The 12,657-nt window shown below is 63.4% G+C and carries 11 protein-coding genes; 9 read left to right on the top strand and 2 right to left on the bottom strand.

Annotated features, from left to right (window positions below; all coding sequences use genetic code 11):
• Positions 1-5: 5 nt before the first annotated feature.
• The 6 genes from IRZ77_RS19045 (at position 6) to IRZ77_RS19020 (ending at position 6,742) form a co-directional block, all read left to right on the top strand.
• Entirely contained in the window at positions 6-1,292 is a 1,287-nt protein-coding gene (locus IRZ77_RS19045) for an ABC transporter substrate-binding protein (protein ID WP_046617130.1), read from the top strand.
• Positions 1,293-1,472: 180 nt separating this feature from the next.
• Positions 1,473-2,381: a carbohydrate ABC transporter permease gene (locus tag IRZ77_RS19040; protein ID WP_025337868.1), complete on the top strand. Its 909-nt coding sequence runs from the start codon at positions 1,473-1,475 to the stop codon at positions 2,379-2,381.
• Positions 2,374-3,219, top strand: coding sequence for a carbohydrate ABC transporter permease (locus tag IRZ77_RS19035; RefSeq protein ID WP_046617128.1), 846 nt, complete (start codon positions 2,374-2,376; stop codon positions 3,217-3,219). Before IRZ77_RS19040 ends, IRZ77_RS19035 begins: the two co-directional genes overlap by 8 nt.
• Before the next feature lie 3 nt (positions 3,220-3,222).
• Positions 3,223-4,377, top strand: coding sequence for an ABC transporter ATP-binding protein (locus tag IRZ77_RS19030; protein ID WP_085600578.1), 1,155 nt, complete (start codon positions 3,223-3,225; stop codon positions 4,375-4,377).
• Positions 4,378-4,478: 101 nt separating this feature from the next.
• Positions 4,479-5,771 carry a carbohydrate porin gene (locus tag IRZ77_RS19025; RefSeq protein ID WP_230385668.1) on the top strand — a complete coding sequence of 431 codons (1,293 nt, stop codon included), beginning with the start codon at positions 4,479-4,481 and terminating at the stop codon, positions 5,769-5,771.
• 116 nt (positions 5,772-5,887) lie between these two features.
• Positions 5,888-6,742 (top strand): D-hexose-6-phosphate mutarotase, encoded by an 855-nt coding sequence (locus IRZ77_RS19020; RefSeq protein WP_046617125.1) that lies wholly within the window; start codon positions 5,888-5,890, stop codon positions 6,740-6,742.
• On the opposite strand, the gene hexR is transcribed toward IRZ77_RS19020, so the two are convergent.
• The gene (gene hexR, locus IRZ77_RS19015; RefSeq protein ID WP_169774905.1) at positions 6,735-7,598 is read right to left on the bottom strand and encodes a DNA-binding transcriptional regulator HexR; all 864 of its coding nucleotides are present in this window, start codon (positions 7,596-7,598) and stop codon (positions 6,735-6,737) included. The genes IRZ77_RS19020 and hexR overlap by 8 nt on opposite strands.
• A gap of 211 nt (positions 7,599-7,809) precedes the next feature.
• On the opposite strand from hexR, the gene zwf reads away from it, so the two are divergent.
• Genes zwf through IRZ77_RS19000 form a run of 3 tightly spaced genes read left to right on the top strand, consistent with a single transcriptional unit; the run spans position 7,810 to position 10,677 of the window.
• Positions 7,810-9,279: a glucose-6-phosphate dehydrogenase gene (gene zwf, locus IRZ77_RS19010; RefSeq protein WP_196174122.1), complete on the top strand. Its 1,470-nt coding sequence runs from the start codon at positions 7,810-7,812 to the stop codon at positions 9,277-9,279.
• Positions 9,266-9,979 (top strand): 6-phosphogluconolactonase, encoded by a 714-nt coding sequence (pgl, locus tag IRZ77_RS19005; RefSeq protein ID WP_135001599.1) that lies wholly within the window; start codon positions 9,266-9,268, stop codon positions 9,977-9,979. Before zwf ends, pgl begins: the two co-directional genes overlap by 14 nt.
• Positions 9,980-9,996: 17 nt before the next feature.
• A complete protein-coding gene (locus tag IRZ77_RS19000; RefSeq protein ID WP_025337874.1) occupies positions 9,997-10,677 on the top strand; it encodes a bifunctional 4-hydroxy-2-oxoglutarate aldolase/2-dehydro-3-deoxy-phosphogluconate aldolase in 681 nt (226 codons plus the stop codon).
• A gap of 238 nt (positions 10,678-10,915) precedes the next feature.
• Here IRZ77_RS19000 and leuA read toward each other — a convergent pair whose 3' ends face one another.
• Positions 10,916-12,589: a 2-isopropylmalate synthase gene (gene leuA / locus IRZ77_RS18995; protein ID WP_025337875.1), complete on the bottom strand. Its 1,674-nt coding sequence runs from the start codon at positions 12,587-12,589 to the stop codon at positions 10,916-10,918.
• Positions 12,590-12,657 lie beyond the last annotated feature (68 nt).

Genomic DNA, 12,657 nt, shown 5'->3' with positions numbered 1-12,657 from the left:
CTTCGATGAATTCCACGCTCCGTCTCGCTGCCGCCATCTCCCTGGCCTCCTTGCTTCCATTCAATGCCCTGGCTGCCGAATCCAAAGGCAGTGTCGAGGTGGTGCACTGGTGGACCTCTGGTGGTGAAAAAGCGGCGGTCGATGTGCTCAAGGCCCAGGTCGAAAAAGATGGTTTCACCTGGAAGGACGGTGCCGTTGCCGGTGGTGGTGGTGCCACCGCCATGACCGTGCTCAAGAGCCGCGCCGTTGCCGGCAACCCGCCGGGTGTCGCGCAGATCAAGGGTCCGGACATCCAGGACTGGGCGGCCACCGGCCTGCTCGACGCCGATGTACTCAAGGATGTGGCCAAGAAAGAAAAGTGGGACTCACTGCTCGACAAGAAAGTCGCCGATACCGTCAAGTATGACGGTGACTATGTCGCCGTACCGGTGAACATCCACCGTATCAACTGGCTGTGGATCAACCCCGAAGTCTTCAAGAAGGCCGGCGTCGACAAGGCGCCAGCCACCCTCGACGAATTCTACGCCGCTGCCGACAAGCTCAAGGCCGCCGGCTTCATCCCGCTCGCCCACGGCGGCCAGCCGTGGCAGGACAGCACCGTGTTCGAAAGCGTGGTGCTGGCGGTGATGGGGGCCGATGGCTACAAGAAGGCCCTGGTCGACCTTGACAGCACAGCCCTGACCGGCCCGCAGATGGTCAAGGCGCTGACCGAACTGAAAAAGGTCGCCAGCTACATGGACCCGGATGGCAAAGGCCAGGATTGGAACCTGGAAGCGGCCAAGGTCATAAACGGCAAGGCCGGCATGCAGATCATGGGCGACTGGGCCAAGAGCGAATGGACCCTGGCGAAGAAAACCGCCGGCAAGGACTACCAGTGCGTGCCATTCCCCGGCACCGACAAGGCGTTCCTGTACAACATCGACTCGCTGGTGGTGTTCAAGCAGAACGACGCCGGCACGTCTGCCGGGCAGCAGGATATTGCCCGCAAGGTGCTGGGCGAGGACTTCCAGAAGGTCTTCAGCAGCAACAAGGGGTCGATCCCGGTGCGCAACGACATGCTTGCCGACATGGGCAAGTATGACTTCGACGTCTGCGCGCAGACCTCCGCCAAGGACTTCCTGGCCGATGCCAAAAATGGCGGCCTGCAGCCGAGCATGGCGCACAACATGGCCACCACGCTGGCCGTGCAGGGCGCGTTCTTCGATGTGGTGACCAACTACATCAACGACCCCAAGGCCGACCCGGCCGATGCGGCGAAGAAGCTGGCGGCGGCGATCAAGGCTGCCCAGTAAGGCTGACGCGAATCCGTTGTAGGAGCGGCCTTGTGTCGCGATGGGCTGCGCAGCAGCCCCATAACCTGCGCACTCGATCTTTCAGGTAGGTATCGACCTTGAGTCCGTTGGGGCTGCTGCGCAGCCCATCGCGACACAAGGCCGCTCCTGCAGGGGAGTGCGGCGCCTTTGAGGTGAACCATGACCACAGCAACCGCCCAACTGCGGGCCTCACCCCTGGACGCGTTACAGCGCTGGCTGCCCAAGCTGGTGCTGGCGCCGAGCATGTTCATCGTCCTGGTGGGCTTCTACGGCTACATCCTCTGGACTTTCGTCCTGTCCTTCACCACCTCGACCTTCCTGCCGACCTACAAATGGGCCGGCCTGGCGCAGTACGCCCGGCTGTTCGACAACGATCGCTGGTGGGTGGCAAGCAAGAACCTGCTGCTGTTCGGCGGCCTGTTCATCGCCATCAGCCTGGTCATCGGTGTAGTGCTGGCGGTCCTGCTGGACCAGCGCATCCGTCGCGAAGGTTTCATCCGCACCATCTACCTGTACCCCATGGCGCTGTCGATGATCGTCACCGGCACCGCCTGGAAGTGGCTGCTCAACCCCGGCATGGGCCTGGACAAGCTGCTGCGTGACTGGGGCTGGGAGGGCTTTCGCCTTGACTGGCTGATCGATCCAGACCGGGTGGTGTACTGCCTGGTGATCGCCGCCGTGTGGCAGGCCTCGGGCTTCATCATGGCGATGTTCCTTGCCGGCCTGCGTGGCGTCGACCCGTCGATCATCCGTGCCGCTCAGATCGACGGTGCCAGCCTGCCGCGAATCTACTGGCGCGTGGTGCTGCCCAGCCTGCGCCCGGTGTTCTTCAGTTCGCTGATGATCCTCGCGCACATTGCCATCAAGAGCTTCGACCTGGTGGCGGCCATGACTGCCGGTGGCCCAGGCTACTCGTCCGACCTGCCCGCGATGTTCATGTATTCATTCACCTTCAGCCGCGGCCAGATGGGCATGGGCTCGGCCAGCGCCATCCTGATGCTCGGGGCGATCCTGGCGATCCTCGTGCCTTACCTGTACTCGGAGTTGCGGAGCAAACGCCATGCATAGCCCTCTCGACAAAGCAGTGCCGAGCCCGAGCCGCATCGCCATCCACGCGGTGCTGTTACTGGCGGTGCTGCTGTACCTGGTGCCGCTGGTGGTGATGCTGCTGACCAGCTTCAAGACCCCGGAAGACATCAGCACCGGCAACCTGCTGAGCTGGCCGGCGGTAATTACCGGCATCGGTTGGGTCAAGGCCTGGGGCACGGTCAGCGGTTATTTCTGGAACTCGATCATGATCACCGTGCCAGCGGTGCTCATCTCCACCGCCATCGGCGCGCTGAACGGCTATGTGCTGTCGATGTGGCGCTTCCGCGGTTCGCAGCTGTTCTTCGGCCTGCTGCTGTTCGGCTGCTTCCTGCCGTTCCAGACCGTACTGCTGCCGGCCTCGTTCACCCTCGGCAAGCTTGGCCTGGCCAGCACCACCACCGGCCTGGTACTGGTGCACGTGGTCTACGGCCTGGCCTTCACAACGCTGTTCTTCCGCAACTTCTACGTGAGCATCCCCGATGCGCTGGTCAAGGCTGCGCGCCTGGACGGTGCCGGGTTCTTCACCATTTTCCGCCGCATCATCCTGCCGATGTCCACGCCAATCATCATGGTCTGCCTGATCTGGCAGTTCACCCAGATATGGAACGACTTTCTGTTCGGCGTGGTGTTCTCCAGCGGCGATTCGCAACCGATTACCGTGGCCCTGAACAACCTGGTCAACACCAGCACCGGGGCCAAGGAATACAACGTCGACATGGCAGCGGCGATGATCGCCGGCCTGCCAACCCTGCTGGTCTACGTGGTGGCAGGCAAATATTTCGTCCGCGGGCTGACTGCTGGCGCGGTAAAGGGGTAAGTCATGGCAACGCTCGAACTTCGCAATGTGAACAAGACCTACGGCAGCGGCTTGCCGGACACCCTCAAGGACATCCAGCTGTCGATCAAGGATGGCGAGTTCCTGATCCTGGTCGGCCCGTCGGGCTGCGGCAAGTCGACCTTGATGAACTGCATCGCCGGGCTGGAGCAGATCACCGGCGGTGCGATTCTCATCGACCAGCAGGACGTCAGCGGCATGAGCCCCAAGGACCGCGACATCGCCATGGTGTTCCAGTCCTACGCGCTGTACCCGACCATGAGCGTGCGCGAGAACATCGAGTTCGGCCTGAAGATCCGCAAGCTGCCCCAGGCCGCCATCGACGAAGAAGTGGCGAGGGTGGCCAAGCTGTTGCAGATCGAGCACTTGCTGGCGCGCAAGCCGGCGCAGCTGTCCGGTGGCCAGCAGCAGCGCGTGGCCATGGGCCGGGCGCTGGCGCGGCGGCCGAAGATCTACCTGTTCGATGAACCGCTGTCCAACCTCGATGCCAAGCTGCGCGTCGAGATGCGTACCGAAATGAAATTGATGCACCAGCGCCTCAAGACCACCACCGTGTACGTCACCCATGACCAGATCGAGGCCATGACCCTGGGCGACAAGGTGGCGGTGATGAAGGACGGCATCATCCAGCAGTTCGGCACCCCGCAGCAGATCTACAACGATCCGGCCAACCAGTTCGTCGCCAGCTTCATCGGTTCGCCACCGATGAACTTCATCCCGGTGCGCCTCACGCAACAGGACGGGCGCCTGCTGGCCTTGCTCGACAGCGGCCAGGCGCGTTGCGAACTGCCTCTGGGGGTAGCCGCTGACGAGCTGGATGGCCGCGAAATCATCCTGGGCATCCGCCCCGAGCAGATTGCCCTGGGTGCAGCCGAGGGCAATGGCCTGCCCGGCATTCGCGCCGAGGTGCAGGTGACCGAGCCCACCGGGCCGGACCTGCTGGTGTTCGTCACCCTGAACCAGACCAAGGTCTGCTGCCGCCTGGCGCCGGATGTGGCGTGCCGGGTCGGCGACAGCCTGAACCTGCAATTCGACCCGGCCCGGGTGCTGCTGTTCGACGCTGCCAGCGGCGAGCGCCTGCACCTGGCCACTACTGCCACGGCCATGAAGGACAATGTGGCGCACTTCAAAGGCCGATAACTCGTCTACACCGTCAAATAAGAACAAGAGGACGCAAAGGGATGGAACAGCGCAAACGCATCAGGACATTAGGTTCGCTCGCCTTGCTCGCACCGCTGGCGATGGCCGCTGGCAGCGGCGCGCAGGCTGCCGAGGCTTTTTCCAGCGAATCGAAGTGGATGACCGGCGACTGGGGCGGCACCCGCACCGAGCTGCTGGAAAAGGGCTATGACTTCACCCTTGATTATGTCGGTGAGGCGGCTGGCAACTTGCACGGCGGCTACAACGACGACAAGACCGCGCGCTATAGCGACCAGTTTGCCCTCGGTGCGCACCTGGACCTGCAGAAAATCTTCGGCTGGCACGACGCCGAGTTCAAGCTGGCGATCACCGAGCGCAGCGGCCGCAACCTGTCCAACGACCGTATCAGCGATCCGCGCGCCGGGCAGTTCAGCTCGGTGCAGGAAGTGTGGGGCCGTGGCCAGACCTGGCGGCTGACCCAGATGTGGATCAAGCAGAAGTACTTCGACGGCGCACTGGACGTCAAATTTGGCCGCTTCGGCGAGGGCGAGGACTTCAACAGCTTCCCCTGCGACTTCCAGAACCTGGCTTTCTGCGGCTCGCAGGTGGGCAACTGGGTCGGCGGCATCTGGTACAACTGGCCGGTCAGCCAGTGGGCGCTGCGGGTGAAATACAACATCACCCCGGAATTCTTCGTCCAGGTCGGCGCCTTCGAGCAGAACCCTTCCAACCTGGAAACCGGAAACGGCTTCAAGCTCAGCGGCAGCGGTACGAAGGGTGCGATCCTGCCGGTGGAAGCGGTGTGGTCACCCAAGGTCAACGGCCTGCCGGGCGAGTACCGCCTGGGTTACTACTACAGCACGGCCAAGGCCGACGATGTGTTCGATGACGTCAACGGCAACCCGCAGGCGCTGACGGGCGAAGCCTTCAAGTCGCACTCAAGCAAGCATGGCTGGTGGGTGGTGGCGCAGCAGCAGGTCACCGCCCATGGCGGCGACGTGAACCGTGGCCTGAGCCTGTTCGCCAACTTCACCGTGCACGACCAGGCCACCAACGTGGTCGACAACTACCAGCAGCTGGGGTTGGTCTACAAAGGCGCCTTCGACGCCCGGCCCAAGGACGACATCGGCTTCGGCGTGGCGCGCATTCATGTGAACGACGACGTGAAGAAACGCGCCGAACTGCTCAACGCCCAGAGCGGCATCAGCGATTACGACAACCCAGGCTTCGTGCCGCTGCAGCGTACCGAGTACAACGCCGAGCTCTACTACGGCTTCCACGTCACCAACTGGCTGACCGTGCGGCCCAACCTGCAGTACATCAAGAGCCCCGGCGGGGTCGATGAGGTGGACAACGCGCTGGTCGCGGGATTGAAGATTCAGTCGTCATTCTGAGAGCAATTGTTGTAAATTTACGCCAATCCACTTCGGTACCCGGCACCCACTGGCCTCCAGTGGTTGTCGGGGATAGGCCGAGACAGCGCTATCTCAAACAACAAGAGCTCTGAACCATGCCCGAACATCCGCTCCATCGCTTCTTTACCTCGCAGCGGCCCCGGCCGACATTCGAGTGGGAGCGTTACCAGCAGCGCGATGTGCTGATCATCGACCATCCCCGTTGCCAGGCGGTGTTCAGCCGCCAGGGTGCGCAACTGCTGCATTTTCAACCAGCGGGTGAACGGCCCTGGCTGTGGTGCGCCGAGCAGTGGCCCCAGGTGGGGGCGATCCGCGGTGGTGTGCCGGTGTGCTGGCCATGGTATGGCCGCCACCCCAGCGAGGACTTGTGGCCGGCCCATGGCTGGGCGCGGCTGCTCGACTGGAAGCTGGTGGACAGCCGCGAGGACGAGGAGGGGGTAACCCTGAAATGGCGGCTGGACCTGTGCGACTGGCAGGTCGACCTGCATGCCCGGCTGGGTAGCCGCATGGAGCTGAGCCTTAGCACCGAGCACCAGGACAGCGAACCATGCCAGCTGAGCCATGCCCTGCTGGCCTACTGGCGCATCAGTGACGTGTCCGAGATAGCGCTGTCCGGGCTCGAGGATATCGAAGGCTACGACCGCCTGAACCGTCAGGCCTGCCGTGAAGATGGCGCGCTGAAACTCAAGGGCGGCTGCCAGAAGGTCTACCCCGGCACGCCGCGGGTGCAATTGCAGGACCCGGCCTGGCAGCGCGAACTTTGCATCGATACCGGTGACAGCGACGACACGGTGGTCTGGCACCCAGGCAATCGCCCGTTGATGGGCGTGACCGGGCGCGAATGCCAGCGTTTCATCTGTGTCGAGGCCGCCAGCGGCAGCGGCGAGGGCTTGAGCCTGGCGCCGGGGCAGCGTGCCCACCTGCGCCTGCAGGCGCACCGGCTCAGTTGAGCTCGTCGTCCTCGATCGGATAGCGGCTGGCGTTGAGGCTTTCCTTGATCTTGCGCAGGTGCGGCTGGAAATCCACGCCGCGCCGCAGGGTCATGCCGGTAGCCAGCACATCGAGCACGGTCAGCTGGATGATCCGTGAGGTCATCGGCATGTAGATGTCGGTGTCTTCCGGCAGCGGAATGTGCAGGCTAAGGCTGCAGGCATTGGCCAGTGGCGAACCGGCAGCGGTCAGGCCCAGCACCGAGGCGCCGTTTTCCCGGGCCAGGCGGGCCACCTCGACCAGTTCGCGGGTGCGTCCGGTGTAGGAAATGATCACGAACAGGTCGCCGGTGTGCGCCACCGAGGCCAGCATGCGCTGCATCAGCACGTCGGCGTGGGCCGACACTGCCAGGTTGAAGCGGAAGAACTTGTGCTGGGCGTCCAGCGCCACCGGGGCCGAGGCGCCCAGGCCGAAGAAGTGGATCTGCCGGGCCTGGATCATCATGTCCACGGCACGGCTGACCTGCTGCGGGTCGAGCTGCTGGCAGGCGCTGTCGAGCGAGGCGATGGCACTGGCGAAGATCTTCTGGGTGTAGGCGGCCGGGTCATCGTCAGCCTCCACCGCGCGGCTGACGTAGGCGGCGCCGCTGGCCAGGCTCTGCGCCAGCTGCAGCTTGAGCTCGGGGTAGCCGCTGACGCCGAACGAGCGGCAGAAGCGGTTGACGGTAGGTTCGCTGACCTTGGCCGCCTGAGCCAGCGCAGCGATGCTGAAACGGGTTGCTTGTTGCGGGTTGAGCAGGATGACTTCGGCGACTTTGCGTTCGGCCTTGTTCAGCTCGTCGAGGCGGCCCTGGATTTGTTCCAGGAGGTTTCGCACGCGGTCCATGGGTGTGTCCTTGGGTCGGGAAGACAGCCGGCTGTTGGAGCAGCAGGCTTTTTGCACGGTCGTCTATCGTACTGTCGGCGCGGTTGACGTACCACTTGTCTGTAACACTTGCGTGTAATGTTGTGGTTTTTACTACATTATCCCTTGAAAACCGTATGTGAAAGCGGTATTCCTAGACCAACTTTAGGAAAGAACCAACATCATGGCTGCGATCAGTGTCGAACCTTGCACCTTTGCCCTGTTTGGCGCCCTCGGCGACCTGGCATTGCGCAAGCTGTTTCCTGCGCTCTACCAGCTCGACCGGGCCAACCTGTTGCACCCGGAAACCCGCCTGCTGGCGCTGGCCCGCGAGGCCGGTAGCGCGCAGAGCCACCTGGACAGCATCGAAGCGCACCTGCGCCGGCATGTACCCGAGGCCGATATCGAGCCCGCCGCGCTGGGCCGCTTCCTCGCCAGGCTGAGTTACCAGCACCTGGACTTTCTCCAGCCCGAGGGCTACCAGGCCTTGGCTGAGCAATTGCCGGCCGAGCTGCCGCTGATCGCCTACTTCGCCACCGCTGCGGCGGTGTATGGGGCCATCTGCGAAAACCTCGACAAGGTCGGGCTGGCCGCACGCACCCGAGTGGTGCTGGAGAAGCCCATTGGCCACGACCTGGAGTCGTCGCGCCGGGTCAACGATGCCGTGGCGCGGTTCTTCCCTGAGAGCCGGGTCTATCGCATCGACCACTATCTGGGCAAGGAAACGGTGCAGAACCTGATCGCCCTGCGTTTCGCCAACAGCCTGTTCGAAACCCAGTGGAACCAGAATTCCATCTCCCATGTGGAGATCACGGTCGCCGAGAAGGTTGGTATCGAAGGCCGCTGGGGCTACTTCGACAAGGCCGGCCAGCTGCGCGACATGATCCAGAACCACCTGCTGCAGCTGCTGTGCCTGATCGCCATGGACCCGCCCAGCGAACTGTCGGCCGATGCCATCCGTGACGAGAAGGTCAAGGTACTCAAGGCCCTGGCACCGATCACGGGCGAAGGGCTGAGCACCCGTGTGGTGCGCGGCCAGTACATCGCCGGCTACAGCGATGGCAAGCCGGTGCCCGGTTATCTTGAAGAAGACAACGCCAACGCCCAGAGCGACACCGAAACCTTCGTCGCCCTGCGTGCCGACATCCGCAACTGGCGCTGGTCGGGGGTGCCGTTCTACCTGCGTACCGGCAAGCGCATGCCGCAGAAGCTGTCGCAGATCGTCATCCACTTCAAGGAAACGCCGCACTACATCTTCGCCCCGGAACAGCGTTTGCAGATCGGTAACAAGCTGATCATCCGCCTGCAACCGGACGAAGGCATCTCTTTGCGGGTAATGACCAAGGAGCAGGGCCTGGACAAAGGCATGCAACTGCGCAGCGGCCCGTTGCAGCTGAATTTCTCCGATACCTGGCGCAGTGCAAGGATTCCGGATGCCTACGAGCGGCTTTTGCTCGAAGTGATGCGCGGTAACCAGAACCTGTTCGTGCGCAAGGACGAAATCGAGTATGCCTGGAAGTGGTGCGACCAGCTGATCGCCGGCTGGCGTAACGCGGGCGATGCGCCCAAGCCATACGCGGCAGGCTCCTGGGGGCCGATGAGCTCGATTGCACTGATCACACGCGATGGGAGGGCGTGGTATGGGGATATCTGAACTGAAACTGCCAGCGGCTGTGAAGGTACACGAGCTGGCGGATGCCAAGGCTCTGGCCGCAACCCAGGCCCATGACGTGGCCGAGCGCCTGCGCGCGGCCATTGCTGCCAAGGGCCAGGCCTGCGTGGTGCTGTCCGGCGGCCGCAGCCCGGTGCCGTTCCTCGAGAAGCTGGCCAGCGAAAACCTCGACTGGGCCAAGGTCACCGTCAGCCTGGCCGACGAGCGCTGGGTGCCGGTGGAGCACGCCGACAGCAACGCCGGCCTGCTGGCCCGCCACTTGTTCAAGGGCTCGGCGGCCAAGGCCCGCTTCGTTGGCCTTTACCAGCAGGCAGAGAACCTTGATGCCGCCGCGGGCAGGGCCGATGAGGTCCTGGCCGAGCTGCCGCCGATCGACGTGCTGGTGCTGGGCATGGGGGATGATGGCCATACCGCTTCGCTTTTCCCCGCCAGCCCCAACCTGGAGGCCGGCCTCGACCTGGCCAACCCTCGCCGCTGCCTGCCCTTGCTGGCACCGAGCGTACCGCACCAGCGCCTGTCGATGACCCGTTCGCTGCTGGTCAGCTCCGCCTTTACCGCGCTGTCCATACAAGGGCAGGGCAAACTCGCTACCCTGCGCGCCGCGCTGGCTGGCAACGACCTTACCGAAATGCCGATTCGCGCTTTTCTTCACGACCCCCTGGACATCTACTGGTGCCCATGAGCCAAGGATCCACAGTCATGACCACCCTCGAACGCCCACAGCCCAAGCTCTCGATGGCCGACAAAGCCGCACGGATCGACGCCATTTGCGAAAAGGCGCGCATTCTGCCGGTGATCACCATCGCCCGTGAGGAAGACATCCTGCCCCTGGCTGATGCCCTGGCCGCCGGTGGTATCCGTACCCTGGAAGTGACCTTGCGCTCGCAATATGGCCTGAAGGCCATCCAGGTGTTGCGCGAGCAGCGCCCGGAGCTTTGTGTCGGTGCCGGCACCGTGCTCGATCGCGGCATGTTCGCCGCCGTTGAAGCTGCAGGTGCGCAGTTCGTCGTTACGCCAGGCATTACCCAGGACATTCTCGAAGCTGGTGTGGACAGCGAGATCCCGCTGCTGCCAGGCATCAGCACACCGTCCGAAATCATGATGGGCTACGCCCTGGGCTACCGCCGCTTCAAGCTGTTCCCGGCGGAGATCAGCGGCGGCGTGGCGGCGATCAAGGCCTTTGGCGGCCCGTTCGGCGATATTCGTTTCTGCCCAACGGGCGGTGTGAACCCGGCCAACGTGCGTAACTACATGGCCTTGCCCAATGTGATGTGCGTTGGTGGCACCTGGATGCTCGACAGCAGCTGGATCAAGAACGGCGACTGGGCGCGGATCGAAGCGTGCAGTGCGGAAGCGATGGCGCTGCTGGACGCCAACTGAATTAGTTGTGTGCTTTACGGCTTGTGGGGCGCTTGGTCGGCGCCCCTTTTTTTTGCCTGGAGATCTTGCAGCGCCTGTACCGGCCCTTTCGCGGGCTTGCCCGCTCCCACAGGATTGCGCCGCTCTCGGGAGCTGTGCAGTACCTGTGGGAGCGGGCAAGCCCGCGAAGAGGCCGGCACAGGCCAACAAAAAAGCCCGCATCAAACGATGCGGGCTCTCTCATTCATTGCGGTACGGCTCAGGCCGCCTTGGCTTCCTGCAGGCTCAGCGAGCGGTTCAGCGCACTGAACAGTGCCTTGAAGCTGGCCGTGGTGATGTTTTCATCGATACCCACACCATGTACCGGGCGGCCGCCGGCCACGCGCAGTTCGATGTAGGCCGCAGCCTTGGCATTGGTGCCGGCGCCAATGGCATGCTCGTTGTAGTCCATGATCTCCACGGCAATCGGCAGGCCGGCCACCAGCGCCTCCAGAGCGCCGTTGCCTTTGCCGCGCCAGTGCAGGGTGGTTTCGCCTTCACCGGCGACTTCCACTTCCACGGCGCTGTGGCCGTTCTCTTCCTGCAGGCGGTGGCTGACCAGCGCGTACGGGGCGTTGGCCTGGAGGTATTCCTTGTGCAGCAGGCTGTAGATCTGCTGGGCGGTCATTTCCAGGCCCAGGCGGTCGGTTTCACCCTGTACTACCTGGCTGAACTCGATCTGCATGCGGCGCGGCAGGCTGATGCCGTATTCCTGCTCGAGCAGGTAGGTGATGCCGCCTTTGCCCGACTGGCTGTTGACGCGGATTACCGCCTCGTAGCTGCGGCCGATGTCGGCCGGGTCGATCGGCAAGTAAGGCACTTCCCACAGCTCGCCTTCCTGCTGCTTGGCGAAGCCTTTGCGGATGGCGTCCTGGTGCGAGCCGGAGAACGCGGTGTGGACCAGGTCGCCCACGTATGGGTGGCGTGGGTGCACCGGCAGCTGGTTGCACTCTTCGACCACCTTGCGCACGCCGTCGATGTCGGAGAAGTCCAGCAGCGGGTCGATACCCTGGGTGTAGAGGTTCAGCGCCAGGGTCACCAGGTCGACGTTACCGGTACGCTCGCCGTTGCCGAACAGGCAGCCTTCAGCGCGATCGGCGCCGGCCATCAGGCCCAGTTCGGTGGCGGCAATGCCGGTGCCGCGGTCGTTGTGGCAGTGCAGGCTGATGATCACGCTGTCGCGACGGCTGACATTACGGCAGAACCACTCGATCTGGTCGGCGTAGATGTTCGGGGTGGACACTTCCACGGTGGCCGGCAGGTTGAGGATGATCTTGTGCTCGGGGGTCGGGTTCCACACCTCGATGACCGCGTCGCAGACTTCCTTGGCGAATTCCAGCTCGGTGGCGCTGAAGGTTTCCGGCGAGTACTGGAAGGTCCACTGGGTTTCCGGCTGCTGGGCGGCGTACTTGACGAACAGCTTGGCCGCGTTCACCGCGATGTCCTTGACGCCTTGCTTGTCCTGGTTGAAGACGATGCGGCGGAACGACGGGCTGGTGGCGTTATACAGGTGGACGATGGCCTTCTTCGCCCCGCGCAGCGACTCGAAGGTGCGGGCGATGAGGTCTTCACGGGCCTGGGTGAGCACCTGGATGGTGGTGTCATCCGGGATGTGGCCGTCTTCGATCAGCATGCGCACGAAGTCGAAATCGGTCTGCGAAGCGGACGGGAACGAGGCTTCGATTTCCTTCACGCCAACCTGCACCAGGGTCTTCCAGAAGCGCAGTTTCTTCTCCGAATCCATCGGCTCGATCAGCGACTGGTTGCCATCACGCAGGTCGGAGCTGCACCAGATTGGCGCGGCGGTGATGGTCTTCGACGGCCAGGTACGGTCAGGCAGGTCGATGGTCGGGAAAGCGCGGTATTTCTTCGAAGGGTCTTTGAGCATGGTCATGGAAGCAATCCTTTTGTGTGCGGCCGAGATCGGGCCTGCCGAGCGATAACGAGATGAAAGGCGAGGCG

Source organism: Pseudomonas pudica, assembly GCF_015680405.1.
In the GTDB taxonomy this organism is placed as follows: Bacteria; Pseudomonadota; Gammaproteobacteria; order Pseudomonadales; family Pseudomonadaceae; genus Aquipseudomonas; species Aquipseudomonas pudica.
Note: the sequence above shows the minus strand (reverse complement) of the source record. Positions and strands in the feature narration are given on the sequence as shown.